Below are 24,661 nucleotides of genomic sequence, written 5' to 3'. Positions count from 1 at the left end.
GCCATCGCGGATCACGCCACCACCCGGCCCCAACCCCAGCCACCCACCCACCCCGCAGGCAGGTTCACGCGACGCCAAGCGGGAAAAGCTCAGTCACCCCACCGAGCAGGTATCTCGGCCGGCGGCTCCCCCTCGCCGGCCCAGAACATCGCCCCGTCCGCGTCGACCACCACCACCCGGGGCGTACGCGCCTGCCCCCAGCTCACCGCCTCGCCCGGGTCGTCCCAGCTCGGCGCCTCCTCGAGTACCCCGGTCTGCGCCCCCTCGGCGTCCCCGGCGGCCCGCTCCCAGTAGCCGGTCCAGACCTGCCGGCCGCCCGAGACGTCCGGGTGTACGAAGACGGTCCCCCGCCCACGCCAGGCGGCCAGCTCCTCCGGCACCGGGGGCACCTTCACCGACGCCGCGATCGCCTCCAGATCTTCCACCCCGAACGCGTGCGGCAGCAGCTCGGCCATCCGCAACGGCACCGGCTCCGCCTCGATCAGGCAGTCCGGCCCACCGTTCTCCCAGAGCAACTGCCGGCACCGCCCACACGGCATCAACGGCTCACCGGTCGCCCCGACACACGACAGCGCGACCAGTTTGCCCCCACCGGAGGCGTGCAGCGCCGAGACGACTCCGCACTCGGCGCAGAGCGTCACCCCGTACCCGGCGTTCTCGACGTTGCAGCCGACCACCACCCGGCCGTCATCGACCAGCGCCGCTGCCCCGACCGGGAAGTTCGAGTACGGCGCGTACGCGTGCCGCATCACGTCGGTCGCGGCGGCCCGCAGCTTCGCCCAGTCAATCTCCATCGTCACGCCCCCATCCTGCCCCGCCGCTGGTCAGCCCTTGATGTAGGGCTTACCGTCGGCGGCCGGGGCACGCACCTTGCCGACCAGGCCGGCCACGGCCAGCAGGGTGGCCAGATATGGCAGCATCGCCAGGAACTCGCTCGGGATGCTGCTGTCGATCGCGCCCAGATACGTACCGAGCTGGTCCGCGAAGCCGAAGAAGAGCGCCGCCAGCAGGGCACCCGTCGGGCTCCACCGCCCGAAGATCAGCGCCGCCAGCGCGATGAAGCCCTTACCGCCGATCATGTTCTTGCTGAAGGTGTAGAGCGCCAGCGTGTACGACGCACCACCCACCCCGGCGACCATCCCGGCCAGCAGCACGTTCCGGTAGCGCAGCGCCAGCACTTTCACCCCGAGGGTGTCGGCGGCGGTCGGGTGCTCACCCACCGAGCGGGTCCGCAGCCCCCACCGGGTACGGAACAGCGCGACGTGGATCACCACCACCAGGATCAGTGCCAGGTAGAGGAAGATGTTGCCGCGGAACAGCGCCGGCCCGAGCACCGGGATGTCCGACAGTACCGGGATCGGCCACGCCTCGAACCTCGGCGGCTGGTTGTACTTCGCCGCCTCCGGCTGCATCAACCGCTCGTAGAGGAACCCGGTCAACCCCACCGCGAAGAGGTTCAGCACGATCCCCATCACCACCTGGTCGACCAGGTAGCGGATGGTGAAGATCGCCAGCAGCAGCGAGATCAGCGCACCACCGAGGGCGGCGGCGATCAACCCGACCCAGACGTTCGCCGCGATGGTGCCGACCAGGGCACCTGCGAACGCCCCCATCAGCAGTTGGCCCTCGATCGCCACGTTCACCACGCCGGACCGCTCGCAGAGCACCCCGGCCAGGGCACCGAAGATCAGCGGCAGGGCCAGGATGAAGGTACCCCGGACGATGTTGACCAGCGGCATGAAGTTCTGCCCGGTCGGCGCCGCCGACACCTGCCAGCAGAGGAAGGAGAGCACCACCCCGACCACCGCCACGCCGAGCAGCGGCACGAACCAGCGCTTCGGCAGCCCGGCCAGCAGCGCCGCCCCGGCCGCCGCCGCGACCATCCCGAACAGGATCGCCCCGACGGTACCGTCGATGGTCAGCGCCGCCCCGCCGGCATCCTCGCTGAGCGTGAACCGCGCGTCCTCGCCGGTGGCCAGCGAACCGAAGAGCACCGCCGCGACCAGCCCGAGCAACACCGCACCCGCGCCGACCCTGCGGTCCCGGGTCCAGAAACCCGGCCGTACGGTGACGGCCAGCTCCTCCACAGTCATGGTCGACATCAGTGCCGCCTTCCGTTCGCGACTGCGGGGCTCGCAAGCTCACTCCTCGCGCTCACCTGCTACCAGCCCTTCGCCATGCTCGTGGACAACCTCGCGGCCCGGGCGGCCCGGAGCCCGAAGATCGCCTTCACCAGAGCCGGCGCGGCGATGAAGATGACGATCAACGCCTGCAACACGGTGACCAGCTCCAACGAGATGCTGGCGTACGACTGCATCCGGTTGCCGCCGGCCTGGAGCGCCCCGAAGAGCAGTGCGGCGAGCGCGACCCCCCACGGCTTCACCCGGCCGAGCAGCGCCACCAGGATGCCGTCGAAGCCGATCTGGGCGACCACCAGCGGGGTGAGCGCGGTGGCGGTGGTGCCGAGCACCATGTTGGCGCCGCCCAGCCCGGAGAGCGCCCCGGCGATCACCATCACCAGCACGTACGTCCGGCCGACGCTGATCCCCGCGGTCCGGGCGGCGTCCGGATTGGCGCCGACCGCCCGCAACTCGAAGCCGAAGGTGGAGCGGTTGAGCAGCCAGTGCACCGCCCAGGTGGCGGCGACCGCCAGCACGATGCCGAGGTGTACCCGCAGGCGCAGGTCGCTGCCGAGCAGTTGGGGAAGCTGGGCGGAGCCGTCCACCGGCCGGCTGATCGCCTCCGGCCGACCCGGCTCGTGCACCCCGTTCTGCACGATGATCCAGGCCAGGAACGAGAAGGAGACGTAGTTGAGCATGATCGTGGTGATCACCTCGTGCGCACCGGTACGCGCCTTCAGGAAGCCGGGGACGAAGCCCCAGATCGCCCCGCCCAGCGCTCCGGCGAGTACCGCCACGATCAGGTGAACCACCGGCGGCAGCGGGAGCAGGAAACCGGCCAGCGCGGCCAGGATCACCCCGATGGTGGCCTGCCCCTGGGCACCGATGTTGAACAGGCCGCCCCGGAAGGCGAGCGAGACCGCCAGCCCGGTGAAGACCAGCGGGGCGGTGTAGGTCAGCGTCTCCGAGATCGGCGCGAAGACCGGCTGCCATTCGCCGGTGCCGTCCGCCCACGCCTGCACCGCCGCCGGGTCGACGACCGCGCCCTTGAACAGGTTCGCGTACGCCTCGCTGACCACCGCCCAGCTCGCGTTGAGTGCGTCGGAGGGCTGGGCGGTGAAGTAGCCCCAGGTGGCCAGCACGTCCGGGTCGGAGACGATGATCAGTACGGCGCCGATCAGCGTGGCCAGCACGATCGCCAGCACGGTGACCGTGACGGTGTTGGCCGACCAGAGGTTCTGCACGAACATCCGGAGCAGTTGCTGCCCGCCGCCGTCCCGATCGGTCAGTCCGGCGCCGGGTCCGCCCGGGGGCGTACCGCCGGACTCGGCCGGCCCGCTCGCGCTGCCGGCGGCGGACCGCTCGGCCTCGCCGACCGTGGCCACCGCCTCGGCCCCGGACCGCTGCCCGACCGGAGACTTCTCCGGCGACGGCGACCCGGACTCGTTCACGTCGGTCATCGGGTTTCCTCGCTACCAGCGACGTCGGGAGCCGGGGTCACCGGCCCGTCGGGCGTTGCGGCCGACCCGGCACCGCCCTCGGCGGTCCCGGTCTCTGCGGTGCCATCGGCGGCGCCGGTCTCTGCGGTGCCGGCCTGCGCGGCGCCGGTCTCCGCAGTCCCGGTCTGCGTGCCGTCGGTCTTCGTGGCGTCGGTGATGCCGGCCATCAGCAGGCCGATCTCCTCGCGCGGGGTTTCCGGACCGACGATGCCGAGGATCCGGCCCCGGTACATCACCGCGATCCGGTCGGCGAGCCCGATCACCTCGTCCAACTCGCTGGAGACCAGTAGTACGGCGGTGCCGATGTCCCGCTCGTGGATGATCCGGCGGTGGATGAACTCGATCGAGCCGACGTCCACCCCCCGGGTCGGCTGGGCGGCCACGAAGAGCTTGAGCGGCCGGGACATCTCCCGAGCGATGATCACCTTCTGCTGGTTGCCGCCGGAGAGCGTGCCGACGGCCGCCTCCGCCGACGGGGTCCGTACGTCGAACTCGGGGATCCGCTCCCGGGCCGAGGCGGAGATCGCGTCCGGCCGGAGCACCAGGCCGGAGCCGAACGGCGGCCGGTCGTAGACGTCCAGTACCAGGTTCTCGGCGACGCTGAACTCCTTGACCAGCCCGTCGACGCTGCGGTCCTCGGGGACGTACCCGACGCCGGCCCGCAGTACCCGCTTGGTCGGCCAGCCGTCGATGCGCTGCCCGGCCAGGCTGACCGTGCCGTGCAGCACCGGGCGCAGCCCCATCAGCGCCTCGATCAGCTCGGTCTGGCCGTTGCCCTGCACACCGGCGATCCCGAGCACCTCACCGGCCCGTACGGTCAGGTCGACGCCGTCGACGGCCCGGACCGACCGCTCGTCGTCGATGACCAGTCCCTCGACCTCCAGCACCGGGTCACCCGGCGCGGCGGCGGCCTTCTGCACGGTCAGGTTGACCGTACGCCCGACCATCAGCGCGGCCAGTTCGTCCTCGCTCGCGCTCGGGCTGGCGGTGCCGACGGTCCGGCCCCGGCGGATCACGGTGATCCGGTCGGCGATCGCCTTGACCTCTTTGAGCTTGTGCGTGATGAAGACGATCGACTTGCCGGACTCCTTGAGCGACCCCATGATCCCGAGCAGTTCCTCGGTCTCCTGCGGGGTCAGCACGGCGGTCGGCTCGTCCAGGATGAGCAGGTCGACGTCGCGGGTCAGCGCTTTGAGGATCTCGACCCGCTGCTGTACGCCGACCGGCAGGTCCTCGACCACCGCGTCCGGGTCGACCCGCAGGTTGTAGCGGGTGGAGACCTCGGTCACCTGGCGGCGGGCCCGCCGCCGGTCGAGGACGCCGAGAATGCCGCCCCGGACCTGCTCGGCGCCGAGCATCACGTTCTCGGCCACGGTGAAGACCGGGACCAGCATGAAGTGCTGGTGCACCATGCCGATGCCGGCCGCGATGGCGTCGCCGGGTCCCTTGGCCTTCAACGGCCTGCCGTCGACCAACACCTCGCCCTCGTCGGGCTGGAGCAGGCCGTACAGCACGTTCATCAGGGTGGACTTGCCCGCGCCGTTCTCACCGAGCAGCGCGTGGATCTCTCCGGGCTCCACCGTCAGGTCGATGTGGTCGTTGGCGACCAGCTCACCGAACCGCTTGGTGATGCCGCGCAGTTCGAGTCTCAGCGCAACCTCCTGGAGTGCGGGCGATGGTGCAGCCTAGCTGCTGCTCGGACCGGGTCGACAGGGTCCCATCGTCGATCGCGGCGGGCTGTTCGGCCCGCCCGGGCTGATCCGCCGGCCCGTCGTGCTTGCCGTGCAAACCGTGGTGGCCGGCGTGAAAACCGGCCGCCCCGACCGTCGCGGAGAAATGTCTCCACGATGATCGGAGCGACCGGATCGTCGGCGTCAGCGCCGTACCGGTCGACCGCCCGAACTCCTCGGACGGTCGACCCGGTGGTCACTTCGGCTGGCTGGCCGAGGTGACCTTGATCGCGCCGGAGCTGATGTCGGCCTTGAGCTTGTCGATCTCGGCCTTCAGCTCCGCCGGCACCTTGCTGTCGAACTCGTGGTACGGCGCCAGCGAGACGCCGTTGTTGGCCAGGGTGCCGAGGAAGCCGGGGTCGTGCGCCAACTTCTCGCCCTTGGCCGCCGTCACCACGGCGTCCTTGACGGCGTCGGTGATGTTCTTGACCACGGTGGTCATCAGCGCTGGGCAGTTCGGGGTGCTCTGGCAGCCGTCGACGTCGACCCAGATCACCGAGTACTTGCCGCCGGAGGTCTGCGCCGCCGCCGTGGTGCCCAGACCGGCGCCGCCGGCCACCGGCATGATGACGTCCGCGCCCTGGGCGACCAGGGCGTCGGAGACCTTCCTGCCCTCGTCCTGCTTGACGAAGTCGTTGGTGAACGACCCGTTCTGGGTGGCCTTGTTCCAGCCCAGCACCTGGACGTTCTTGCCCTTGACCTTGTTGTACTGGGCCACCCCGTCGGCGAAGCCGTCCATGAAGATGGTCACCGGCCCGATCTTCATGCCGCCGTAGGTGCCGACCTTGCCGGTCTTGGTCATCCCGGCCGCCAGGTAACCGGCGAGGTAGCCGGCCTGCGCGGTGTCGAACTGCATCGGGAAGACGTTGCTCTCCGGCAGCTTCGCGTCGACGATGCCGAACTGCTGGTCCGGGTTCGCCTTGGCGATCTTCGAGGTGGCCTCGCCCATCAGGCCACCGACGGCGAGGACGAAGTCGCAGTCCTGGTTGACGTACTGGGTCAGGTTCGGCTCGTAGTCGGCCTGGGCCTTCGACGCCACGTACTTGATATCGATGTTGCTGTCGGCGGCCTTGGCCGCCTCCAGGCCCGCCCAGGCGGAGGTGTTGAACGACTTGTCGTCGATCCCTCCGACGTCCGTCACCATGCACGCGGTGTACTTGTCGGCCGCGGCGCCGCCCGCGTTGCTATCGCTCGGTGCCTCACCACACGCGGCGGCGCCCAGCGCGAGCCCGCCCACCGCGAATACCGAGACGACCCGCATCCCACGCACAGAGCGCAAGACGGTCTCCTTCCCATTGCACACCGCCCACCGCGGTGGCAGCCCTAAGCCGGCCTGCGCGTTGCGGCCGGCTGTCCCACATTACGGACGGGAGCGTACGCCCGCGCCTGTCCACCGGCCGACAATCGTGCCTGACTGTTGAACGCTCGTTACCCTTACGTAACTTCGGGGTGCGCGACATCACTCCGGGCCCGCCCGATGCGTGACCCCGACCTATGGGACGTCCCGTTTCGCCTGATCCGTCCGGGGCGCACGAGCCGGCGCCGCCGGAGCGACCCCGGCCGTCCGGTTAACAAGCCGGGTGCGGGGTTAACAGCACGGGCGCCCGGGTTAACACAACCCGCCCGCCGAGTCAGGAGCCCGGGCGCAGCCGGGTCAGCGCCAGAAGACCGCGATGGCGGCGTTGACCAGGGTCAGTCCGATGATCGCCAGGAAGTGACCGCGGTTGACCTCCTCCCGCTTACGGGAGAAGAACACCATCACGAAGATCATCAAGCCGATCACCAGCTTGGTGGCGAGCTTCGCCGGGGCCGGCTCGTCGCCGTCCCGCAGCGGTGCGGAGAGCCCGATCCCGGTCAGCACCTGGATGGTGGCGCCCCAGAGCATCAGCGGGTTGATCCGGATCCGTCCGGTGGCGTACTGGGCGGCGGCGCCACCCAGCAGCAGGGCGAAACCGAGCAGGTGGGCGTAGAGGAGTATCAGCCGGAGAGGTTCCACGGCGGCCATCCTCCCTCATCGCGTACCCGCACGTCGTCCCCGGTCCGCTCGCGGCGGACCGGGGACGACCCGGGAAGGTCACGCTCTTCCAGGGAAGGAGTGCCTTCCTGGACGGGCTGAAGCCACTACTTCACCGGAGTAGCGCGATCATCCACGCGCACGGCGGGCGCGGACGCGGGTGCGGGCGCAGGGGCGGGGAGTGGGGGGCGGGTGCGGGTGGGGGCGAAGGCGACCAGGAGGAGGCCGACGGCGGCGTAGCCGGCGAGGATCAGTAGTGGGGTGGTGGCTCCGGCGCCGTCGAAGAACGCGGTCGAGCGGAGCAGGGTGCCGCCGGCGCCGACGGGCAGCCACTGGCCGACCTCGCCCCAGGGCTGGGGCAGCAGTTCCGGCGCCGCGCCGACCGCCGAGAGCGGGTTGCCGACCAGGAAGACGAGCATCGCGCCGAGCCCGAGCCCGGGGCGGCCCAGCAGCGTGCCGAGCCCGGAGACGGTGGCCGCGACCGCCAGCCCGACGAGCCCGAGAACAGCACCGACGGCCAGGGCGTCGCCGGGCAGCAGGCCGAGCCAGCCCTGGAGTACCAGCGGACCGGCGACGCCGACCAGCAGCCCGAAGCTGACCAGCCCGGCCAGCCGGGCGAGCCGGCCGGTGAGCAGCAGTACCAGCAGCGCCCCGAGCACCATGCCGGTCAGCGCGAGCGGCAGAAAACCGGCCGCGAAACCGGCACCCCGGGGATCGTCCGGGTCGGCCGGCACCACGTCGACCACCCGGACGGGCTGGCCGGCGGAGAACTGCCCGGCCGCCTGGGTGAGCAGGGCCGCCACGGTCGGGCTCGCCGCGCTCGCGGTGTGCAGGGTCGCGCCGTCCGGGCCGAGCACGAAGGCGGCGTACGCCTCGCGGTCGCGCAGTGCCCGGTCGGCGGCCGTACCGTCCGGCAGCCGGATCACGTCGAAGGCACCCGGCGCGGCGGTGTCGAGCTGCTCGACCAGTTGGTCGGTGGCCGGTGCCGGGCCGGCGACGACCACCGGCAGGTCGCGCGGCTCCAGGTTGGCCGCCGGCCCGGCGAAGAGCGGTACGAGCAGCGACTGCAACAGCACCACCGCCACGGCCAGCAGTACGGCGACCGGCAGCGGCCGACGGGCGTACGCCGGGGTGGGCGGCCCGGCGAGGGCCGATGGACGAGTCATCTCGGGGACTCCTTCTACGACGTCCTTCACGAACGAACTACGACGGCCTTCACGAACGAACCACGGCCTTCACGAACGAGCTACGGCCTTCAGGGACGAGCTACGACGGCCTTCACACGAGCTATGACGGCTTCGCGAACGAGCGGTGACGTCTTCTAAAACGAATGCTCGTTCTCTTATTCAGAGTCCTCCCAGCCCACTCCGCAGTCAAGGAACGAACGTTCGTTTTACACTGTGTGCCGTGCCACGCGTATCCGACGAACACCTGGCGGCCCGGCGACGGCAGATCCTCGACGCCGCCCGGCGCTGCTTCCTGCGCAACGGCTTCCACGCCACCTCGATGCAGGACGTGATCTCCGAGGCCGGTCTCTCGGTGGGCGCCGTCTACCGCTACTTCGGCAGCAAGCACGAGTTGGTCACCTCGATCGCCGAGTCGGTACTCGACGGCGCGGACGAGCTCTTCGCGACCCTGGCCGCGGCCGAGCCGCCCCTGCCGCTGGTCGAGGCGCTGGACCGGGCACTCCAGTTCGTCGAGTCCCAGACCGGCCCGGACGGGGTGTTCCCGCTCGCCATCCAGGTCTGGGCCGAGTCGCTCCGCGACCCCGCGCTGGCCGAGTTCATCACGCGGCTGTACGGCCGCTTCCGGTCCCGCTTCGTCGAACTGGCCCGCCGGGCCCAGCAGGCCGGCGAGTTGCCGGCCGACGCCGACGCCGAGGCGGTGGGTGCCGTCCTGTTCGGGCTGATCCCCGGCTTCGCCCTGCAACGGGTACTCGCCGCCGGCCCCGACCCGAAGACCTATCTCGACGGCATACGCGCCCTGCTGGCCGGCCACGGCGTTGCAGAGTGAACCTTTTTCAACCTGAACCGCGCGGCGCGCACGCACCGCGTCCGACCTTGGGGTCCACCAGACCGCAAGGGGAGGTTGAAAAAGGTTCAGTAGGGAGGGCCAGCAGAACGTGCCCGGGGCGGCAGCCCGAGGTCGGGACGTACTCGATCTTCCACGGTCCGGGCGGTCGGGCTACCATCGGCCAACCCGGGGTTGACGACCCGGCCCCGGTGCAGAGCCCCGGCTACGCCGCGACCGGCCGGCAGGGCGGACGGGAGTCACGCTGTGGTGTTGGCCAGGAGCGCGACCGGCGGCAGCCGCCGACCGGCGATCGTGTTTCTCGCGCTGGTGGAAACAGCGGCGGTGCTGCTCGCCCTCGGCATCGCCGGGATCGCGACCGGTAGGGACGATCGACCGGCCGCCCCCGCCGCCGCCCCGGCCAGCGAGACCCCGGCGAGCACGCCGTCGGCGCTGCCCACCTCGGCCATCGGCACGGCGCCGGTGATCCAGCCCGGCCGGCCGGGCGAGCCGGCCCAGGTGCTCCGGCCGGACCAGCTCACCCCGCCGCCCGGGGCACGGCACAACGCGGCCGACATCCGCTTCGTCTCGATGATGGTGCCGCACCACGAGCAGGCCCTCCAGATGGCCGCCCTGGTCCCGGACCGGGCCGGCAGCACCGGCGTGATCGCGGTCGCCGACCGGATCCGGGCCGCCCAGCAGCCCGAGGTCGAGGTGCTGCGGGGCTGGCTGCGGGACCGGGGCCTCGACTCGCTGCTCGGCGGGACCGGGCACGACCACCCCGGCATGCACGGCATGCAGAGCCCGGAGGCGATCACCACGCTCACCGCGACGACCGGCACCGACTTCGACCGGATGTTCGTCGAGATGCTGAGCGCGCACCACCAGGGCGCCATCGCGATGGCCCAGGAGGTACTCGCGAACGGCCTCGACCAGCAGATCCGCGAGCTGGCCCGGAACATCGCCTTCGAGCAGGCCGTCGAGGTCAACCGGATGCGCGAGGTACTCGACCCACAGTCGAAGTGAGACCCAGGTAGCCGAAGTGAGACCAGTGCGGCCGAGGTGAGAGCCGGGTGGCCGAGGTGAGACTCAGCCGGCCGTGGGCAGCCGCCACACCTGGAAGGTCGGGCCGTCCCCGGGCAGCGTCAGCGCGCCGTCCGGATCCGGTCGCAGTGTGGGCGCCCCGCCGTAGAGGTTGACGGCCTCGGTGCCGTCCCAGGGCAGCCCGGCCAGCCGCGCCGGCTCGGCGGTCGCGCGCCGGGCCAGCACCAGCACCGACTCCGTCGGCGACTCGCGCAGGAAGACCAGGCTGTCCGCGTCGGCGTACGCCCAGCGCAGGCCGCCGTGCCGCAGCGCCGGCAGCGACCGGCGGAGCGCGACCAGTTTCCGGTACCGCTCGAAGGTGGCCTCGTCCCAGCTCTCCGGCCGCCGCCACGGCATCGGGGTACGCGAGTCCTCGCCGTTGCGCCCGGTCAGCCCCAGCTCGTCACCTGCGAAGATCATCGGGGTGCCGGGGAGGGTGCAGAGCAGTCCTACCGCGACCTCCTGCCGGTCGGCGTCGCCGACGACGGTACGGATCCGGGCCGAGTCGTGCGAGCCGAGCAGCAGCCACGAGTGACTCAGCGCCCGCCACGAGACCAGCGAGCCGAACGCCCGCATCGTGGCCAGTACCTCCGGCCCGGCCCGCCGGGGCACCCCGTCCGGTACGCCGAGGAAGTCCGGCAGGTCGAGCCCGTCGGCCCGCAGCCAGTTCCACACCGGACGGCAGAACCCGGCGTAGTTCATCGTGCCCTGCCAGCCGTCCGCGTCCAGGTCACCGGTGAAGTCGTGCCCGTGCTCGGCCACCACCAGCCCGTCCGGCCGGACCCCCGTCACCGCCGCGCGCACTGCCGCCGCCACCTCGTGGGTGTACGCGTCCCGGCCGCGCCGCCCGGTCATGTTGGCCACGTCCACCCGCCAGCCGTCCAGCCCGTACGGCGGGCGCAGCCAGCGGGCCAGTACCGAGTCCGGCCCGGCCAGGAACCGTCGGCGCAGCTCGGCGCTGCCCCAGTTCAGTTTCGGCAGCGACTTCACGCCGAGCCAGGACTCGTAGTCGCCGGACTCGTCGAAGTAGTACAGCTCGCGTTCCGGGGCGTCGACGTCGGAGATCGCGTCGACGAACCACCGGTGGCTGTCCCCGGTGTGGTTGCTGGTGATGTCGCCGAGCAGCCGCCAGCCCCGGGCGTGCACCGCCGCGGCGAGCCGGGCCAGCGCGGCGTCCCCGCCGAGCAGCGGGTCGACACCGTCGAAGGTGGCCGCGTCGTACCGGTGGTTGGAGCGGGCCGGGAAGATCGGGGTCAGGTAGACGGTGTTCACCCCGAGCCGGTCGAGGTGGTCCAGCCGCTCGGCGACGCCGTCCAGGTCACCACCATAGAACTGGTACGGCGTCTCCGGCCCTCGACCGATCACCGGGGTCCGGTCCCAGTCGCACGGGATCGCCCAGTCCGGCACCTCCCGGGCGTCGGCGGCGGCCGACCGGGCGAACCGGTCGGGAAAGATCTGGTAGACCACCGCGTCCCGGACCCAGGCCGGCGGCGGGTCGTACGCCACCAGCCGGAAGTCGGTGTTGTCCGGTACGTCGTGGCCGAAGTCGCCGAGCGCGTTGACCCAGCGCTGCCCCTCCGACCCGGTGAGCAGGAACCGGTAGTTGGTCACCGGGTTGCGTACCTCGACCTCGGCCCGCCACCAGACCTCGCCGCCGGCCCGCCGGTCGACGGTTGCCGCCGTGAAGTGCGGCTCGCCGTCCGGGGTGCTCCGCAGGTACACCCGGCTGACCGGGGACGCCGCCGGGACCCGGAGGAAGACCGGGACGGTGTCGCCGAGCGCCGGGGCCTGCTCCGGCACGTGCAGCGCCGAGCCGTCATGGTGTGGTCGCACGAAGTCCCTCTCGTTGTGCCAGTGGCGCCGTCGGCCCGGTCACCCCTTGGTGCCGCCGCCGGTCAGCCCGGAGACCAGGTGCCGCTGGGCGTAGAGGAAGACCAGGCCGGCCGGGATGGTGACCAGCACCGCCGCCGAGGTGAGGTATTCCCACTGCGGGTTGAACTGGGGTACGAACTGCTGGAGCCCGTACGCCAGGGTGAAGTTCCGGTCCTCCTGGATGAACGCCGAGGCGTACGCCACCTCGCCCCAGGCGGTCAGGAAGGCGTAGAAGCCGGTGACGGCCAGCGCCGGGCGGGCCAGCGGCAGCACCACCCGCCAGAAGATGCCGTACGGGCCGCAGCCGTCGATCGCCGCCGCCTCGTCCAGGGCGGTGGGGATGGAGTCAAAGTAGCCCTTGAGCATCCAGGCGCAGAACGGCACCGCGATGGTCAGGTTGGCGATGATGAGCGAGGTCGGCGTGTTGATCAGCCCCAGCCGAGCCATGATCATATAGATCGGCACGATCAGGATGGTGACCGGGAACATCTGGGTCACCAGGAAGACCATCATCAGCGGCCGGCGGCCCGGGAAGTTGAACCGGGAGACCGCGTAGCCGGTGGTGGCGGAGAGGAAGACCCCGACCAGCATGGTGAACGCGGCGACCAGTACCGAGTTGCCGAACCAGCGCAGGAAGCTGGTCTCGCCCAACACGTACGCGTAGTTGGCCAGCGTCGGGTCCTTGACCAGGGTGAGTTCGCTGCTCTGCACCGCGTACCCGGGTTTGAAGGAGGAGAGCAGCACCCACAGGATCGGGCCGACCGCGATCAGCGAGGCGACGATCAGCGTGGCGTGCAGCCCCACCGACCGCAGCGGGCTCCGGCCGGTACGCGCGGATCGGCTCATCGTCACCACACCTCGCCCTGTTTGCGCAGTGCCCGCCGGTAGAAGATCGAGAAGACGAGCAGGATCGACAGGATCAACACCCCGTACGTCGAGGCGAGCGAGTAGTTCCGGATCCCCTCGAAGGCGGCCCGGTAGGCGCCGGTCACCAGGATGTCGGTCTGGCCGGCCGGCTGGCCCTCGGTGACCAGGAAGATGATCGGGAACATGTTGAAGGTCCAGATGGTGCCGAGCAGCAGCACCGTCATGCTGACCGGGCGCAGGCCGGGCAGGGTGATGTTGACGAACCGCTGCCACGGGCTGGCGCCGTCGATCTCGGCCGCCTCGTACAGCTCGCCGGGGATGGTCTGCATACCGCCGAGCAGCGCCACCATCATGAACGGCACCCCGAGCCAGATGTTGGTGACGATCGCGGTGGAGAGCGAGGTCCACCGGTTGGCGAACCAGTCGACCGGGTCGATGCCGACGGCGGTGAGCAGCGAGTTGGCCAGCCCGAACCGCTCGTTGAAGATGAACTTCCAGGCGAAGGCGCTGACGAACGCCGGCACCGCCCACGGCAGCACCAGCAGTACCCGGTAGAGCCCGCGCAGCCGCATCGGCCGGTTGAGCATGGTGGCCAGCCCCAGCCCGAGCCCGTAGTGGAAGATCACGCAGACGGAGGTCCAGATCAGCGTGACCCCGGTCCACTGCCAGAACTCGCCCACTCCGCCGGTGAGCACCCGGGCGTAGTTGTCCAGCCCGACGAACTCCCACCGGTTCGGGTTCTCCTTGCAGATCTCCCCACCGGTGATCGACCTGGTGCAGACCTCGGCGAGCTGGTTGGCCTCGGTCAGGTCGGTCAGCGAGAGCCAGATGCCCCGGACCAGCGGATAGAAGATCAGTACCGCCAGCACCAGCACCACGGGCAGCACCATCGCCCAGGCGTACCAGTGCCGGTCCCAGCTTCGGCGCAACCGGGACGGACCGGCGGGCCGGCGTCCGGGCGGCGCGGGCGCCGGCGCCGGGCCGGCGGTCACGGTGGTCATCAGCAGCGCTCCAGGAAGGGAGCCCGGCAGGGCCGCCGGCCAGCGCCGGTCGGCCCCGCCAGGTGCCGGACGGGAACGCCGGCCGGGGCCGGCGCCGATGAACGGATCACATGCCGTACGACGGTACGACCTCGGACTTGTACTTGCCGGCGACCTCGTCCAGCGCCGCCTTCGGGTCCTTGTTCTGCACCAGGACCTGGGTGGCCAACTGGTCGAGCGGGCCGAAGAACTGGCCGCCCTCGGGGATCCACGGCCGCGGCACCGCCGACTCGACCACCGGCCGGAACGCCGAGATGACCGGGTTGTTCTTCACCGTGTCGAGGTCGTACGCCGACTTGCGGGTCGGCAGCAGGCCGAGCTTGTCGGCGAGGAAGCCCTGCGACTCCGCCGAACTCATGAACTTGACGAACGCGATCGCCGCCTCGACCTTCTCCTGCGGCATGCCGGACCAGACCACGTAGTTGTGCCCGCCGACCGGCGCACCGGCCTTGGCCGAGCCGGCCGGGACCGGTGCGATGCCGAGGTTCTCCAGGCCGCCGAAGGTCGGCGCGTTCTTGATGTTGTTGACCTCCCACGGCCCGTTGACGATCATCGCGACCTTCTTCTCCTTGAAGAGGGTCATCATCGTGCCGTACGCGTCGTTGGCGGCCGGCTTCGGCGCGGCACCGCTGGCGATGAGGTCCTTGGCGACGTTCAGCCCCGCGACGTTCTGCGCGGAGTTGACGACGATCTTCTTGGCCTGGGAGTCGACCAGGTCACCGCCCTCGCCATACATGAAGGGCAGCATGAAGTAGCCGGCCGGGTTGACGTAGACGCCGTCCACACCGGTCTTCTGCTTGACCGCCAGCGCGGCGGTCTTCAGGTCGGCCCAGGTCGCCGGTGCGGTGCCGATACCGGCCTTGGTCAGCAGTTCCTTGTTGTAGAGCAGGGCCAGCGAGTCGGTCACCTGCGGCACGCCGTACGTCTTGCCGTCGTACTTGTCGGCCGAGAGCGGCGTGGCGAGGAAGTCGGACTCGTCGCTGGTCAGCTCCGAGCCGTCGAGGGCGTAGAGGTAGCCGAGGGAGGCGAACTCCGGCACCCAGGCCACCTCGGCCCGCAGGATGTCCGGGGCACCGGTCTTGGCCTGGGCCGCGGTCTTGAACTTGTTCTGTGCCTCGCCGAACGGCACCGACTGATAGTTGATTTTGACGTTCGGGTAGGTCTGGTTGAACTTCGCGACGAGTTCCTGGAAGGCCGGACCCTCGTTCTTCGGGTCCGAGGTGTCCCACCAGGTCAGGTCCGCCTTCAGGGCTGCGGGATCGGTCTTGCTCCCCGACTCCCCCGACTTGTCGTCCTCGCCGCCACAGGCGGCGAGCGTCAGAGCAAGGGTCGTGCAGGCGAGTACGACGATCCCTCTGGCTGTGCGACGCATCTAGCGCTCCTAGTCTGCCGGCCGGGTATCGGCGGGACAGTAGCAAGGAGTTGCCGATTACGAAACCCCTTGCAAACCTCCTTGCAACAACCGCCGCCCAACCGTCATCTGGACGGGTCGATTCGGCCCGTGAAGTTGGCTAACCATCGGGCCAGCCGCACGCCGGGCGGCTCTGCAAGTACTTGCCGTGGGCTACGCAAGAAACGACTCGTGGGCTACAGTTCCGCCATGCGTGCACGACTGGCCGACATCGCCCAGCAGGCCGAGGTGAGCGAGGCCACGGTGTCGCGGGTGCTCAACGACCGCCCCGGGGTGGCGCCGGAGACCCGGCAGGCCGTACTCACCGCGCTCGACGTACTCGGCTACGAACGGCCTGCCCGGCTGCGCAAACGCAGTGCCGGGCTGGTCGGGCTGGTGGTGCCGGAGCTGGAGAATCCGATCTTCCCGGCCTTCGCCCAGGTCGTCGAGTCGGGGCTGGCGCAGGCCGGCTACACCTCGGTGCTCTGCACCCAGACCCCGGGCGGGGTCACCGAGGACGAGTACGTGGAGATGCTGCTGGACCGGCAGGTCTCCGGGATCGTCTTCGTCTCCGGTCTGCACGCCGACACCGCCGCCGATCCCGCGCGCTACCGCACGCTGATCGCCCGGCCGATGCCGATCGTGCTGGTCAACGGCTACCAGCCCGGGTTGCCGGCGCCCTTCGTCTCCTGTGACGACCGGGAGGCCGGCGAGCTGGCCGTGGCCCACCTGGTCGCGCTCGGGCACCGCCGGATCGGCCTGATCACCGGGCCCGGCCGGTTCGTGCCGGTGCAGCGCAAGGTGGCCGGCTTCAAGGCCGCGATGAAGCGCCTGGTCGGGCTCTCCGACGCCGAGTTGGACGAGCTGGCCGAGCTGTCGCTGTTCGGTGTGGAGGGTGGCGAGGTGGCCGCCGCCCGGCTGCTCGACCGGGGCGTGACCGGGCTGGTCTGCGGCTCCGACCTGATGGCGCTGGGCGCGATCCGGGCGGCCCGGCAACGCGGCCTGTCGGTACCGGCCGACCTCTCCGTGGTCGGCTACGACGACTCGCCGCTGATGGCGTTCACCGATCCGCCGCTGACCACGATGCGGCAGCCGGTCACCGCGATGGCGGTCGCGGCGGTACGCGCGCTGGTCGACGAGATCCACGGGCACGCCGCGCCGCACTCGGAGTACACCTTCCGGCCCGAGCTGGTGGTGCGCGGCTCGACGGCGGTCGTACCGGGGGTAGTGGAGAGGCCGGTGGGCGAGCCCCGGCCACCGGCCGACCTGGCACTGCCGGTCTGAATCCGGCCCGCCCTGGCAGGGCAGCGCCAGGTCATCTTGCGCAAGAACTGCTTGACTCTTGCAGACGCTGCCCGGCATCCTGCTCTGACCCGCCCGACGAACGGACACCCCCGCATGAGCGAGCACAGCGAGCGAATCAGCCAGTTCAGTGCGGATGTGCCTCATGACGGCACGCAGCGAAGCGGAGTGCCGGCATGAGCGAGCACAGCGAGCGAATCAGCCAGTTCAGTGCGGATGTGCCTCGTGACGGCACGCAGCGAAGCGGAGTGCCGGCATGAGCTTCTCCTCCGCACCGAGCCGGCCCGAGGACTGGTGGAAGTCCGCGGTGGTCTACCAGGTGTACGTCCGCAGCTTCGCCGACGACGACGGTGACGGCATCGGTGACCTGGCCGGGGTACGGAGTCGACTGCCGTACCTGCGCGACCTCGGTGTGGACGCGCTCTGGCTGACCCCGTTCTACCGCTCGCCGATGGTGGACGGCGGCTACGACGTCGCCGACTACCGGGACGTCGATCCGACCTTCGGCACGCTGACCGACTTCGACGCCATGATCACCGACGCGCACGCGCTCGGGCTGCGGATCATCGTCGACATCGTGCCGAACCACACCTCGGACGCGCACCCGTGGTTCGGCGCCGCCCTGACCAGCTCGCCCGGCTCGGCCGAACGGGACCGCTACCTGTTCCGGGACGGCCGGGGCGCGGACGGCGAACTCCCGCCGAACGACTGGGAGTCGATCTTCGGCGGCCCGGCCTGGACCCGGGTACCGGACGGCCAGTGGTACCTGCACCTCTTCGACCCGGCCCAGCCCGACCTGAACTGGCGGCACCCCGAGGTACGCGCCGAGTTCGAGGACGTACTGCGGTTCTGGCTCGACCGTGGGGTGGACGGGTTCCGGATCGACGTCGCACACGGGATGATCAAGGCGAACGGGCTGCCGGACGTCGGCGACAGCGTGCCGGCCGGCCAGCGCCAGGTCGAACTGCTCGGCCGGGCCCGGCTGCCCTACTTCGACCAGGACGAGGTGCACGAGATCTACCGGGCCTGGCGGCCCATCCTGGACAGCTATCCCGGCGGCCGGATGGCGGTCGCCGAGGCGTGGGCCGAGACCCCGCAGCGGCTGGCCCGCTACGTCGGGCCGGACGAGCTGCACCAGGCGTTCAACTTCGACTTCCTCGACGCCACCTGGTCGGCCGACTCGTTCCGCAAGGTCGTCGACACCGCGCTGGCCGAGTCGGCGATCGTCGGCGCCCCGACCACCTGGGTACTGTCCAACCACGACAAGCAGCGGCACGTCACCCGGTACGGCGACGGCGCACTCGGGCTGCGTCGGGCCCGCGCCGCCGCCCTACTGATGCTCGCGCTGCCCGGCAGCGTCTACCTCTACCAGGGCGAGGAACTCGGCCTACCGGAGGTACTCGACCTGCCGGACGAGCTGCGCCAGGATCCCGCGTTCCGGCGCACCGGCGAGAGCCGGGACGGCTGCCGGGTACCGCTGCCGTGGAGCGGCGACGTCCCGCCGTACGGCTTCGGTCCGGCCGGTGGTGGCCCGGCCTGGCTGCCGGCCCCGCCCACCTGGCGAGCCCTCTCGGTCGCCGCCCAGACCGGCAACCCGGACTCGACCCTGGAGCTCTACCGGGCGGCGCTGCGGCTACGGCGCGAACACACCGCGCCGGCCGGCTCGACCGAACCGGGCCAGGTCACCTGGCTGGAGAGCGAGCCGGGAGTACTCGCCTTCGGCTTCGGCCGACCGGCGGCAGCCGGCTCGACGGAGCTGGTCTGCGTGGTCAACCTCGGCGCCGAGCCCGTGGCCGTCGGCAACTACGGCACCCCTCTCCTGCACAGCCAGCCCGCAGGGCCCGACACCCCGACAACCCTCCCGACCGACAGCGCAGCATGGTTCACCCGCCCGGCAACGGGGTAACCGATCTCACCCCGCGAACGCCCCCGAAGATCGCGCTGATTCGGGGAAGTAGTGGCCCCGGCCGGAGGCGGAGGGGACTCTTTCCGAGAAGTAGCGCTCACGCCTGACGACGTGGCGCGCTCACCTCCGAGCGAGCATCGCGGCGATGCGGGCGATGCCGGCGCGTACCTCGGTGGGGTCGGGGGGTTGTCGGGGGTGGGCGGGCTGGCGAGGGCTCTCGCCGATCACCTCTTCCTCGCCCAGGTCCTCGTAGTCGCCGTAGATGCTGGTGTCGTCGAGGTCCGCCGCCTCGTCCTCGGCCTCGACCGCGATCTGCGCGGCGGCGATCTCGGCCCGGATCTCCTCGGCGGAGACCCGGGGCAGCAGTGGCTCGACCACCGCCATCAGCTCCTCGTCGGCGACGACCGACTCGGCCAGGGCCAGCGCGTGGGGCCGCTCGTACGGGCCGCAGACCACCGGCTCCCACTCCTCGTCGTCGTCGAGCGGGCCGAAGGTGATGATCCAGGGCAGCGCGAGGATCGGCGAGTCGTCCGGCAGTTCCAACGTCACTAGTGCGCCCACGCGACTCATCATCGCGGCGATCCACGTACCGTTAGTGGCTTTTGCCCGAATCGTAGTTCTGGTCTCGTTCCCCGGGGCGGACCATGTCCGGCTGCCGCCCGCGGCCGGGTGCGGCGCTCACTGGGTCGACGGTGGGTGCGGGCGGGCCGGGTCGGGCACCTCCGGCGCCCCGGTCAGGTCCCGGACCCTGCCCCGATGGCTGGTTGCCGCGAGCGCCGCGCCGAACAGCAGCAACTGGTTGAGCAGATAGAGATAGATCAGCAGGCCGACCGCGCCGGCCACCACCGTGTACGCCGGATTCCGCTCCCAGCGCACCACGTAGTACCGGCCGACCGAGTTCAGCAGCGTCACGCCCACCGCGACCAGCAGCACCGCCGGCAGCCACCGCCGGAAACTCATCCGCAGTCGCGGTACGGCGAGCAGCAGCGCCGAGGCCAACACCATGTTGATCAGGAACGCCAGAAGCCAGCTACAGATCGTGAGCACGATCGACCGCGCGCCGAACAGCCAGCTCAGCAGCGACTCCACCGCGTCCACGGCGCCGACCGAGAGCCCGAGCAACACGAAGATCACCAGCAGTACGGCCAGGTCGACGAGTTGGCGCAGCACGACGTAGCCCGGGTGCTGGTCCAGCCCGTGGATCAACCGCTGCGAGGAGCGGATCGACTCGACCCAGCCGATGCCGGTGATCGCCAGCAGGATCAGGCCGATGATCCCGGGGCGGCTGCTGCTCTGCCGGATCTGCTCGGGGTTGACGAACGGCAGGTTCCGCTTGAGGAACCCGACGATCACCTGGCCGCTCTCCGCGCTGTCCCCGAGCAGCGCGCCCAGCACCGCGTACGCCACCAGGCCGAGGGCGAAGACCGCGAAGAAGCCGTAGTAGGCGATCGCCGCCGCCAGCCGGGCGCCGAGCACGTCCGTGTAGCGGCCCACGGCCCGGGCGAGGTGGTCGAACCACGGCGACTGTCGGCGGTACGCCGTCAGCCGGGCGTCGATGCGCAGCACCACCCGCTCGAACGCGTTCACGCCGTCATCCTTGCCCATCGCCGCCCGGCGTGGGGCCCGCTCGACCCGCCACGCCGGATCGACCGTACCGTCGGCGGCTCCCCCGGCCGTGCTACCCGCCGACCGGCCGTGAGCGGCTCCCGACCGCCGGGCCGGACCTTCACCTTCGTGCTGAAGACCCTGCCCGCTGCCCAGGCTGCTGGGTCAACCCTGCTGAAGACCCCCGCCCGCCGCCCGGCTGCTGGCTCAGCCGCCGAGGGGGAAGTCGCGGCGGGGTTGCCAGCGGGCGTCGCCGTTGTGCGAGAAGAGGGTGAACTTCTCGACCTTGAAGAGTGCGGAGAAGTCGGCGAGGTCCTCGTATACCCGGTCCAGCGCCTCCGGTGCGACGTCCTGGGCGACGGTGACGTGCGGGTGGTAGGGAAAGCGGCTCTCCCGGCGCAGCTCGGGTGCCTGCCCGATCGCCGCGGCGAGCAGCTCGCACTCACTGATCCCGGCCGCCACCACCACGAAGACCACCTCGGTGATCGGCCGGAAGGTGCCGGTACCGCGCAGGTGCAGCAGGTAGGGCCGGTGCGCGGCGGCCACCTCGGCCAGGTGCCGCTCCACGGCCGGCAGGCTCGCCAGGGGTACGTCGGTCGGCCCGAGCAACGTCAGGTGTGCCGGCACGTACGCGGCCTGCGGGTCACCGGCCTCCGCCCGCCGGCGGGTGAGGAACCCGCACCACGGCTCCGGGACGTCCACGGCGATCCCGACCCGGGTCACCGGGGTTCCGGGATCCTGCGATCCGTCCGTGACAACCACACTCCGCTCCACTCACCCGCCGGCCGGCAGCGCGCCGCCCGGCGACCAGTTCCCGATGCCCGGCGGACCTGAGCCCCGCCCGGGACATCCGGCGGGCTCAGCCGTTCCGCGTGCCGGGCAGAAACCCCACCCGGTCGTACGCCTCGCGCAGCGTGACCGAGGCGACCGCGCGGGCCTTCTCGGCGCCGATCGCCAGCAGCTTGTCGAGCTGCGCCGGATCGTCGAGATAGCTCTGGGTACGCTGCTGGATCGGCCGGACGAACTCCGCCACCACCTCGGCCAGGTCCTTCTTCAGGTCCCCGTAGCCCTTGCCCTCGTACGCCTCGACCAGCTCGTCGATGCTCCGCCCGGTCAGCGCGGCGTAGATGACCAGCAGGTTCGAGACCCCCGGCTTCTGCTCGGGGTCGAAGAGGATGTCCCGGCCGGTGTCGGTGACCGCCGACCTGATCTTCTTGGCCGACTTCGCCGGGTCGTCCAGCAGCATGATGATCCCGGCCGGCGACGAGGACGACTTCGACATCTTTGCCGTCGGGTCCTGAAGATCGGTGATCTTCGCGGTGTCCCGGACGATGTACGGCGCCGGCACGGTGAACGTCCGGCCGAACCGGGTGTTGAAGCGCTGCGCCAGGTCCCGGGTCAGCTCCAGGTGCTGCCGCTGGTCCTCGCCGACCGGCACCGCGTCGGCCTGGTAGAGCAGGATGTCGGCGGCCTGGAGGATCGGGTACGTGAAGAGCCCGACGCTGGACCGGTCGGCGCCCTGCTTCACCGACTTGTCCTTGAACTGGGTCATCCGGCTCGCCTCACCGAACCCGGTGATGCAGCTCAGCACCCAGGCGAGCTGGGCGTGCTCCGGCACCTGGGACTGGACGAAGAGGGTGGTCCGCTCCGGGTCCAGCCCGACCGCGAAGAGCTGCGCCGCCGCGACCCGGGTGGAGTGCCGCAGCGCGACCGGATCGTGCCCGGCGGTGATCGCGTGCAGGTCGACCACGCTGTAGAAGGTGTCGTGCGTCTCCTGCATCGCCACCCAGTTGCGTACCGCACCGAGGTAGTTGCCCACGTGGAACGAGTCGGCGGTCGGCTGGATCCCGGAGAGCACCCGGGGCCGGGCAGGAGCGTCGGACATGCCGGCAATTCTGACAGCAACCGTGGGAACGTGTCCGCACGCCCCCGTGCCATTCCGCCCCGGTCACACCGTCCGGCCGGATCGCGGTCGAGCGGAAAACCGGGGAACCGGCCGGAACGGTGGCGGCTCGTACCCTGAAACCGGAGTCGGTCGGCGACTCCGGTGTACCCGGGTGCGGCATGCCGCCCGGCCGGGAGGGACAGCGCTTGGCACGGGATCGGGGCGGACGCGGGTCCGGCGGCGGGCAGGGCGCGGTGGACGAGGCGATGGGCGAGCTGTACCACGCCTGCTATCGGCGACTGGTCGCACAGGTCTACGCGTTCACCACGGACCTGACCGAGGCGCAGGACGTGGTGCAGGAGGCGTTCGCCCGGGCGATCGCCAGGCCACAGGGACTGGCCGACGTCGACAACCCCGAGGCGTGGCTGCGTACGGTCGCGGTCAACGTCGTACGGCGACGCTGGCGGCGACGCCAACTGCTGGACACCATCCTGCTGCGGGACCGTCCGGTGACCCGACTGGTCGAGGCCGCTCCCGGACCCGAGCGGACCGACCTGCGGGAGGCCCTGGCCGGCCTGCCGGTCAGCTATCGGGAGGTGATCGTGCTGCACTACTTCGCCGACCTGCCGGTCGAGGAGATCGCCACCGTGCTCGGGGTACCGACCGGCACGGTGAAGTCCCGGCTGTCCCGGGGGCGTACGGCGCTCGCCGCCCGACTCGGTGACTACCAGGGCACCGGCGAGCCCGCCCCGGCGCCGAAGCCGGCCGGCTGGCCGGGAGCAGCGCTCGACCGGACGGAAGCAGTGGTTGACAGGACGGAAGCAGTGGTTGACCGGACGGAAGCAGTGGTTGACCGGACGGGAACAGCGGCTGACCGGACGAAACCATCGGCTGACAGCGCGGACCGGCCGGCCGACAGCGCGGATCGGCCTGCCGGGCGGCGGTCGGATCCGATGGCGGCCAGGACGGGACCACCGGGCCGGGTACGGCCGGCGGTTCGCCCCGGGGTGCGAGATGCCTGACCGCGACCTGTCCGGCCCGGACCTCGACGTACACCTGGCACGTGGCCGGGCGGCCCTGCTGGACGGCATCGACCAGCCGCCACTGGCGCGGATCCGGGCCCGTTCGGCGACCCGGCGTCGTCGGCGGCACGCGGCCGGCGCAGCCGGGGGTGCGACCCTGCTCGGCCTGGCGGTCGTGGCGACCGTGGCGCTCCAGCCGTGGACGGCCGACGGCACCGACCCGACACCACCGCCGGCCGCCGACGCACCCCCCGGCGGACCGGTCTACACCGGGGCCGGGATCACGATCAACGGGCTCACCGCGTCCGCCGTCGCGCACGTACCGGGGGCGATCAGCGACGTCGAGTTCGTCGACCCCGACCACGGCTACCTGCTGGCCCGGTGCGACGCCGCCGAGCCCTGCCCGGCAAACCTGGCCCGTACCGCAGACGGCGGCGCGAGCTGGCAATACAGCGAACTGCCCGCCAGCAGCGCCGGGCAGCGGGACCTGGACCTGGCGGCCTTTCCCGGCGGACGGCTGCTGGTCAGCCACCCCGGCGGGACGTACGCCTCCACGGACGAGGGACGGAGCTGGCGGGAGGTCGGCGCCGGAGACGGTACCGGCCAGGTTCCGGCGGTCCGGGGCGACCTGCTCCGGGCCGGGCCGGGCGGCGGGCGGTGCGGCCTGGACGTGGAGGTCTGGCGGCCGGAGCGGGCCCGGGCCGGTGCTCCGGAGACCCCACCCGACCTTGACGTCTGCTGGGTGGCCCCGGCGGCCGGGGCCGACGGGGCGTGGTGGGTCGGCGGCTTCCGCAACGGCAGCGCCTCGGTCGCGGTGACCCGGGACCGGGGAGCACACTGGCGGACGGTGGAACTGCCGGACATCGGCACCCCGGCCGGTACGGTCGAGGTGGCCAGCCTGGGCAGCCAGGCGTACGCGGCAGTACTCGGCACCGACCGGACCCTGCTGGCCATCTTCCACTCCGCCGACGGTGGTCAGACCTTCACCCGGAGCCGGTCCGGCGGGTCGGCGCTGCCGGCGGGGCTCTCCGGTGCGCTGGTGCCGCTGCTGGACGGGCGGCTGTTGGTGACCGGCACCGACCGGCAGCTCTACCTGAGCGCCGACGACGGGGCGACCTTCCGGCAGGCCGGCGGGAGCCTGCCTCCGCTCGCCCGACTGGAGCGCACCGTCGCCGGCTACGTCGCCTACGACCTCTTCGGTTCCGGCTGGGCGGCCTACTCGGCCGACGGCGCCACCTGGCGCAAGCTCCAGATCATCTGACGGGTCCCGGTCCCCGGCGATCCGCCTCCCTCGCCGTTCCAGGTCGCCGACGGGG

The 24,661-nt window shown here is 71.3% G+C and carries 21 protein-coding genes; 6 read left to right on the top strand and 15 right to left on the bottom strand.

Annotated elements, in window-relative coordinates:
* Positions 1-89: 89 nt before the first annotated feature.
* The 7 genes from Pma05_RS15640 to Pma05_RS15610 form a co-directional block, all read right to left on the bottom strand.
* Positions 90-794, bottom strand: coding sequence for a cytidine deaminase (locus Pma05_RS15640; protein WP_203858147.1), 705 nt, complete (start codon positions 792-794; stop codon positions 90-92).
* Between the two features lie 30 nt (positions 795-824).
* The gene (locus tag Pma05_RS15635; RefSeq protein ID WP_203858139.1) at positions 825-2,102 is read right to left on the bottom strand and encodes an ABC transporter permease; all 1,278 of its coding nucleotides are present in this window, start codon (positions 2,100-2,102) and stop codon (positions 825-827) included.
* Positions 2,103-2,161: 59 nt separating this feature from the next.
* The gene (locus Pma05_RS15630; protein WP_203858138.1) at positions 2,162-3,580 is read right to left on the bottom strand and encodes an ABC transporter permease; all 1,419 of its coding nucleotides are present in this window, start codon (positions 3,578-3,580) and stop codon (positions 2,162-2,164) included.
* A complete protein-coding gene (locus tag Pma05_RS15625) occupies positions 3,577-5,211 on the bottom strand; it encodes an ABC transporter ATP-binding protein (protein ID WP_307836854.1) in 1,635 nt (544 codons plus the stop codon). The genes Pma05_RS15630 and Pma05_RS15625 overlap by 4 nt, the downstream gene beginning before the upstream one ends.
* 334 nt (positions 5,212-5,545) lie before the next feature.
* Positions 5,546-6,610, bottom strand: a complete 1,065-nt coding sequence (locus tag Pma05_RS15620; protein ID WP_203858145.1) for a BMP family lipoprotein — start codon at positions 6,608-6,610, stop codon at positions 5,546-5,548.
* Positions 6,611-7,003: 393 nt separating this feature from the next.
* Entirely contained in the window at positions 7,004-7,345 is a 342-nt protein-coding gene (locus tag Pma05_RS15615; RefSeq protein ID WP_203858137.1) for a hypothetical protein, read from the bottom strand.
* 125 nt (positions 7,346-7,470) lie between these two features.
* Positions 7,471-8,529, bottom strand: coding sequence for a hypothetical protein (locus Pma05_RS15610; protein WP_203858136.1), 1,059 nt, complete (start codon positions 8,527-8,529; stop codon positions 7,471-7,473).
* Positions 8,530-8,770: 241 nt separating this feature from the next.
* On the opposite strand from Pma05_RS15610, the gene Pma05_RS15605 reads away from it, so the two are divergent.
* Both Pma05_RS15605 and Pma05_RS15600 read left to right on the top strand, forming a co-directional pair.
* On the top strand, positions 8,771-9,376 hold the full coding sequence (locus tag Pma05_RS15605; RefSeq protein WP_203858135.1) for a TetR/AcrR family transcriptional regulator: 606 nt from the start codon (positions 8,771-8,773) through the stop codon (positions 9,374-9,376).
* A 270-nt stretch (positions 9,377-9,646) separates the two neighbouring features.
* Positions 9,647-10,399, top strand: a complete 753-nt coding sequence (locus tag Pma05_RS15600; protein WP_203858134.1) for a DUF305 domain-containing protein — start codon at positions 9,647-9,649, stop codon at positions 10,397-10,399.
* Positions 10,400-10,462: 63 nt separating this feature from the next.
* Here the strand turns inward: Pma05_RS15600 and Pma05_RS15595 are convergent, their stop codons facing one another.
* The 4 genes from Pma05_RS15595 to Pma05_RS15580 all read right to left on the bottom strand — a co-directional run bounded on the left by Pma05_RS15595 (position 10,463) and on the right by Pma05_RS15580 (position 15,607).
* Complete coding sequence (locus tag Pma05_RS15595; protein WP_203858133.1) at positions 10,463-12,289, bottom strand: glycoside hydrolase family 13 protein; 1,827 nt, start codon at positions 12,287-12,289, stop codon at positions 10,463-10,465.
* Positions 12,290-12,328: 39 nt separating this feature from the next.
* Complete coding sequence (locus tag Pma05_RS15590) at positions 12,329-13,174, bottom strand: sugar ABC transporter permease (RefSeq protein ID WP_203858132.1); 846 nt, start codon at positions 13,172-13,174, stop codon at positions 12,329-12,331.
* Positions 13,175-13,176: 2 nt separating this feature from the next.
* Positions 13,177-14,196 (bottom strand): carbohydrate ABC transporter permease, encoded by a 1,020-nt coding sequence (locus Pma05_RS15585; protein ID WP_203858131.1) that lies wholly within the window; start codon positions 14,194-14,196, stop codon positions 13,177-13,179.
* A gap of 106 nt (positions 14,197-14,302) precedes the next feature.
* Positions 14,303-15,607, bottom strand: a complete 1,305-nt coding sequence (locus Pma05_RS15580) for an extracellular solute-binding protein (RefSeq protein WP_203858130.1) — start codon at positions 15,605-15,607, stop codon at positions 14,303-14,305.
* A gap of 228 nt (positions 15,608-15,835) precedes the next feature.
* Here Pma05_RS15580 and Pma05_RS15575 point away from each other — a divergent pair, with 228 nt between their 5' ends.
* Positions 15,836-16,909, top strand: coding sequence for a LacI family DNA-binding transcriptional regulator (locus Pma05_RS15575; protein WP_203858129.1), 1,074 nt, complete (start codon positions 15,836-15,838; stop codon positions 16,907-16,909).
* 274 nt (positions 16,910-17,183) lie between these two features.
* Positions 17,184-18,833, top strand: coding sequence for a glycoside hydrolase family 13 protein (locus tag Pma05_RS15570; RefSeq protein ID WP_203858128.1), 1,650 nt, complete (start codon positions 17,184-17,186; stop codon positions 18,831-18,833).
* A gap of 120 nt (positions 18,834-18,953) precedes the next feature.
* On the opposite strand, the gene Pma05_RS15565 is transcribed toward Pma05_RS15570, so the two are convergent.
* From Pma05_RS15565 to trpS, 4 genes are all read right to left on the bottom strand, one after another.
* Positions 18,954-19,394 (bottom strand): hypothetical protein, encoded by a 441-nt coding sequence (locus Pma05_RS15565; protein ID WP_203858127.1) that lies wholly within the window; start codon positions 19,392-19,394, stop codon positions 18,954-18,956.
* A gap of 117 nt (positions 19,395-19,511) precedes the next feature.
* Positions 19,512-20,420, bottom strand: a complete 909-nt coding sequence (locus Pma05_RS15560; protein ID WP_275414694.1) for a YihY/virulence factor BrkB family protein — start codon at positions 20,418-20,420, stop codon at positions 19,512-19,514.
* Between the two features lie 225 nt (positions 20,421-20,645).
* The gene (locus Pma05_RS15555; protein ID WP_239312432.1) at positions 20,646-21,200 is read right to left on the bottom strand and encodes a 2'-5' RNA ligase family protein; all 555 of its coding nucleotides are present in this window, start codon (positions 21,198-21,200) and stop codon (positions 20,646-20,648) included.
* 97 nt (positions 21,201-21,297) lie between these two features.
* Entirely contained in the window at positions 21,298-22,323 is a 1,026-nt protein-coding gene (gene trpS / locus Pma05_RS15550) for a tryptophan--tRNA ligase (RefSeq protein ID WP_203858124.1), read from the bottom strand.
* Positions 22,324-22,529: 206 nt separating this feature from the next.
* Here trpS and Pma05_RS15545 point away from each other — a divergent pair, with 206 nt between their 5' ends.
* Entirely contained in the window at positions 22,530-23,345 is an 816-nt protein-coding gene (locus tag Pma05_RS15545) for an RNA polymerase sigma factor (RefSeq protein ID WP_239312430.1), read from the top strand.
* Complete coding sequence (locus tag Pma05_RS15540; RefSeq protein ID WP_203858122.1) at positions 23,338-24,606, top strand: beta propeller repeat protein; 1,269 nt, start codon at positions 23,338-23,340, stop codon at positions 24,604-24,606. The genes Pma05_RS15545 and Pma05_RS15540 overlap by 8 nt, the downstream gene beginning before the upstream one ends.
* Positions 24,607-24,661 lie beyond the last annotated feature (55 nt).

Source organism: Plantactinospora mayteni, assembly GCF_016862935.1.
In the GTDB taxonomy this organism is placed as follows: Bacteria; Actinomycetota; Actinomycetes; order Mycobacteriales; family Micromonosporaceae; genus Plantactinospora; species Plantactinospora mayteni.
Note: the sequence above shows the minus strand (reverse complement) of the source record. Positions and strands in the feature narration are given on the sequence as shown.

Bases quoted from the DNA above. Each gene is read 5' to 3' on its own strand.
- Pma05_RS15640 (WP_203858147.1), bottom strand. From the start codon at position 794: ATGGAGATTGACTGGGCGAAGCTGCGGGCCGCCGCGACCGACGTGATG.
- Pma05_RS15635 (WP_203858139.1), bottom strand. From the start codon at position 2,102: ATGTCGACCATGACTGTGGAGGAGCTGGCCGTCACCGTACGGCCGGGT.
- Pma05_RS15630 (WP_203858138.1), bottom strand. From the start codon at position 3,580: ATGACCGACGTGAACGAGTCCGGGTCGCCGTCGCCGGAGAAGTCTCCG.
- Pma05_RS15620 (WP_203858145.1), bottom strand. From the start codon at position 6,610: ATGCGGGTCGTCTCGGTATTCGCGGTGGGCGGGCTCGCGCTGGGCGCC.
- Pma05_RS15610 (WP_203858136.1), bottom strand. From the start codon at position 8,529: ATGACTCGTCCATCGGCCCTCGCCGGGCCGCCCACCCCGGCGTACGCC.
- Pma05_RS15590 (WP_203858132.1), bottom strand. From the start codon at position 13,174: ATGAGCCGATCCGCGCGTACCGGCCGGAGCCCGCTGCGGTCGGTGGGG.
- Pma05_RS15585 (WP_203858131.1), bottom strand. From the start codon at position 14,196: ATGACCACCGTGACCGCCGGCCCGGCGCCGGCGCCCGCGCCGCCCGGA.
- Pma05_RS15580 (WP_203858130.1), bottom strand. From the start codon at position 15,607: ATGCGTCGCACAGCCAGAGGGATCGTCGTACTCGCCTGCACGACCCTT.
- Pma05_RS15575 (WP_203858129.1), top strand. From the start codon at position 15,836: ATGCGTGCACGACTGGCCGACATCGCCCAGCAGGCCGAGGTGAGCGAG.
- Pma05_RS15570 (WP_203858128.1), top strand. From the start codon at position 17,184: ATGAGCTTCTCCTCCGCACCGAGCCGGCCCGAGGACTGGTGGAAGTCC.
- trpS (WP_203858124.1), bottom strand. From the start codon at position 22,323: ATGTCCGACGCTCCTGCCCGGCCCCGGGTGCTCTCCGGGATCCAGCCG.
- Pma05_RS15540 (WP_203858122.1), top strand. From the start codon at position 23,338: ATGCCTGACCGCGACCTGTCCGGCCCGGACCTCGACGTACACCTGGCA.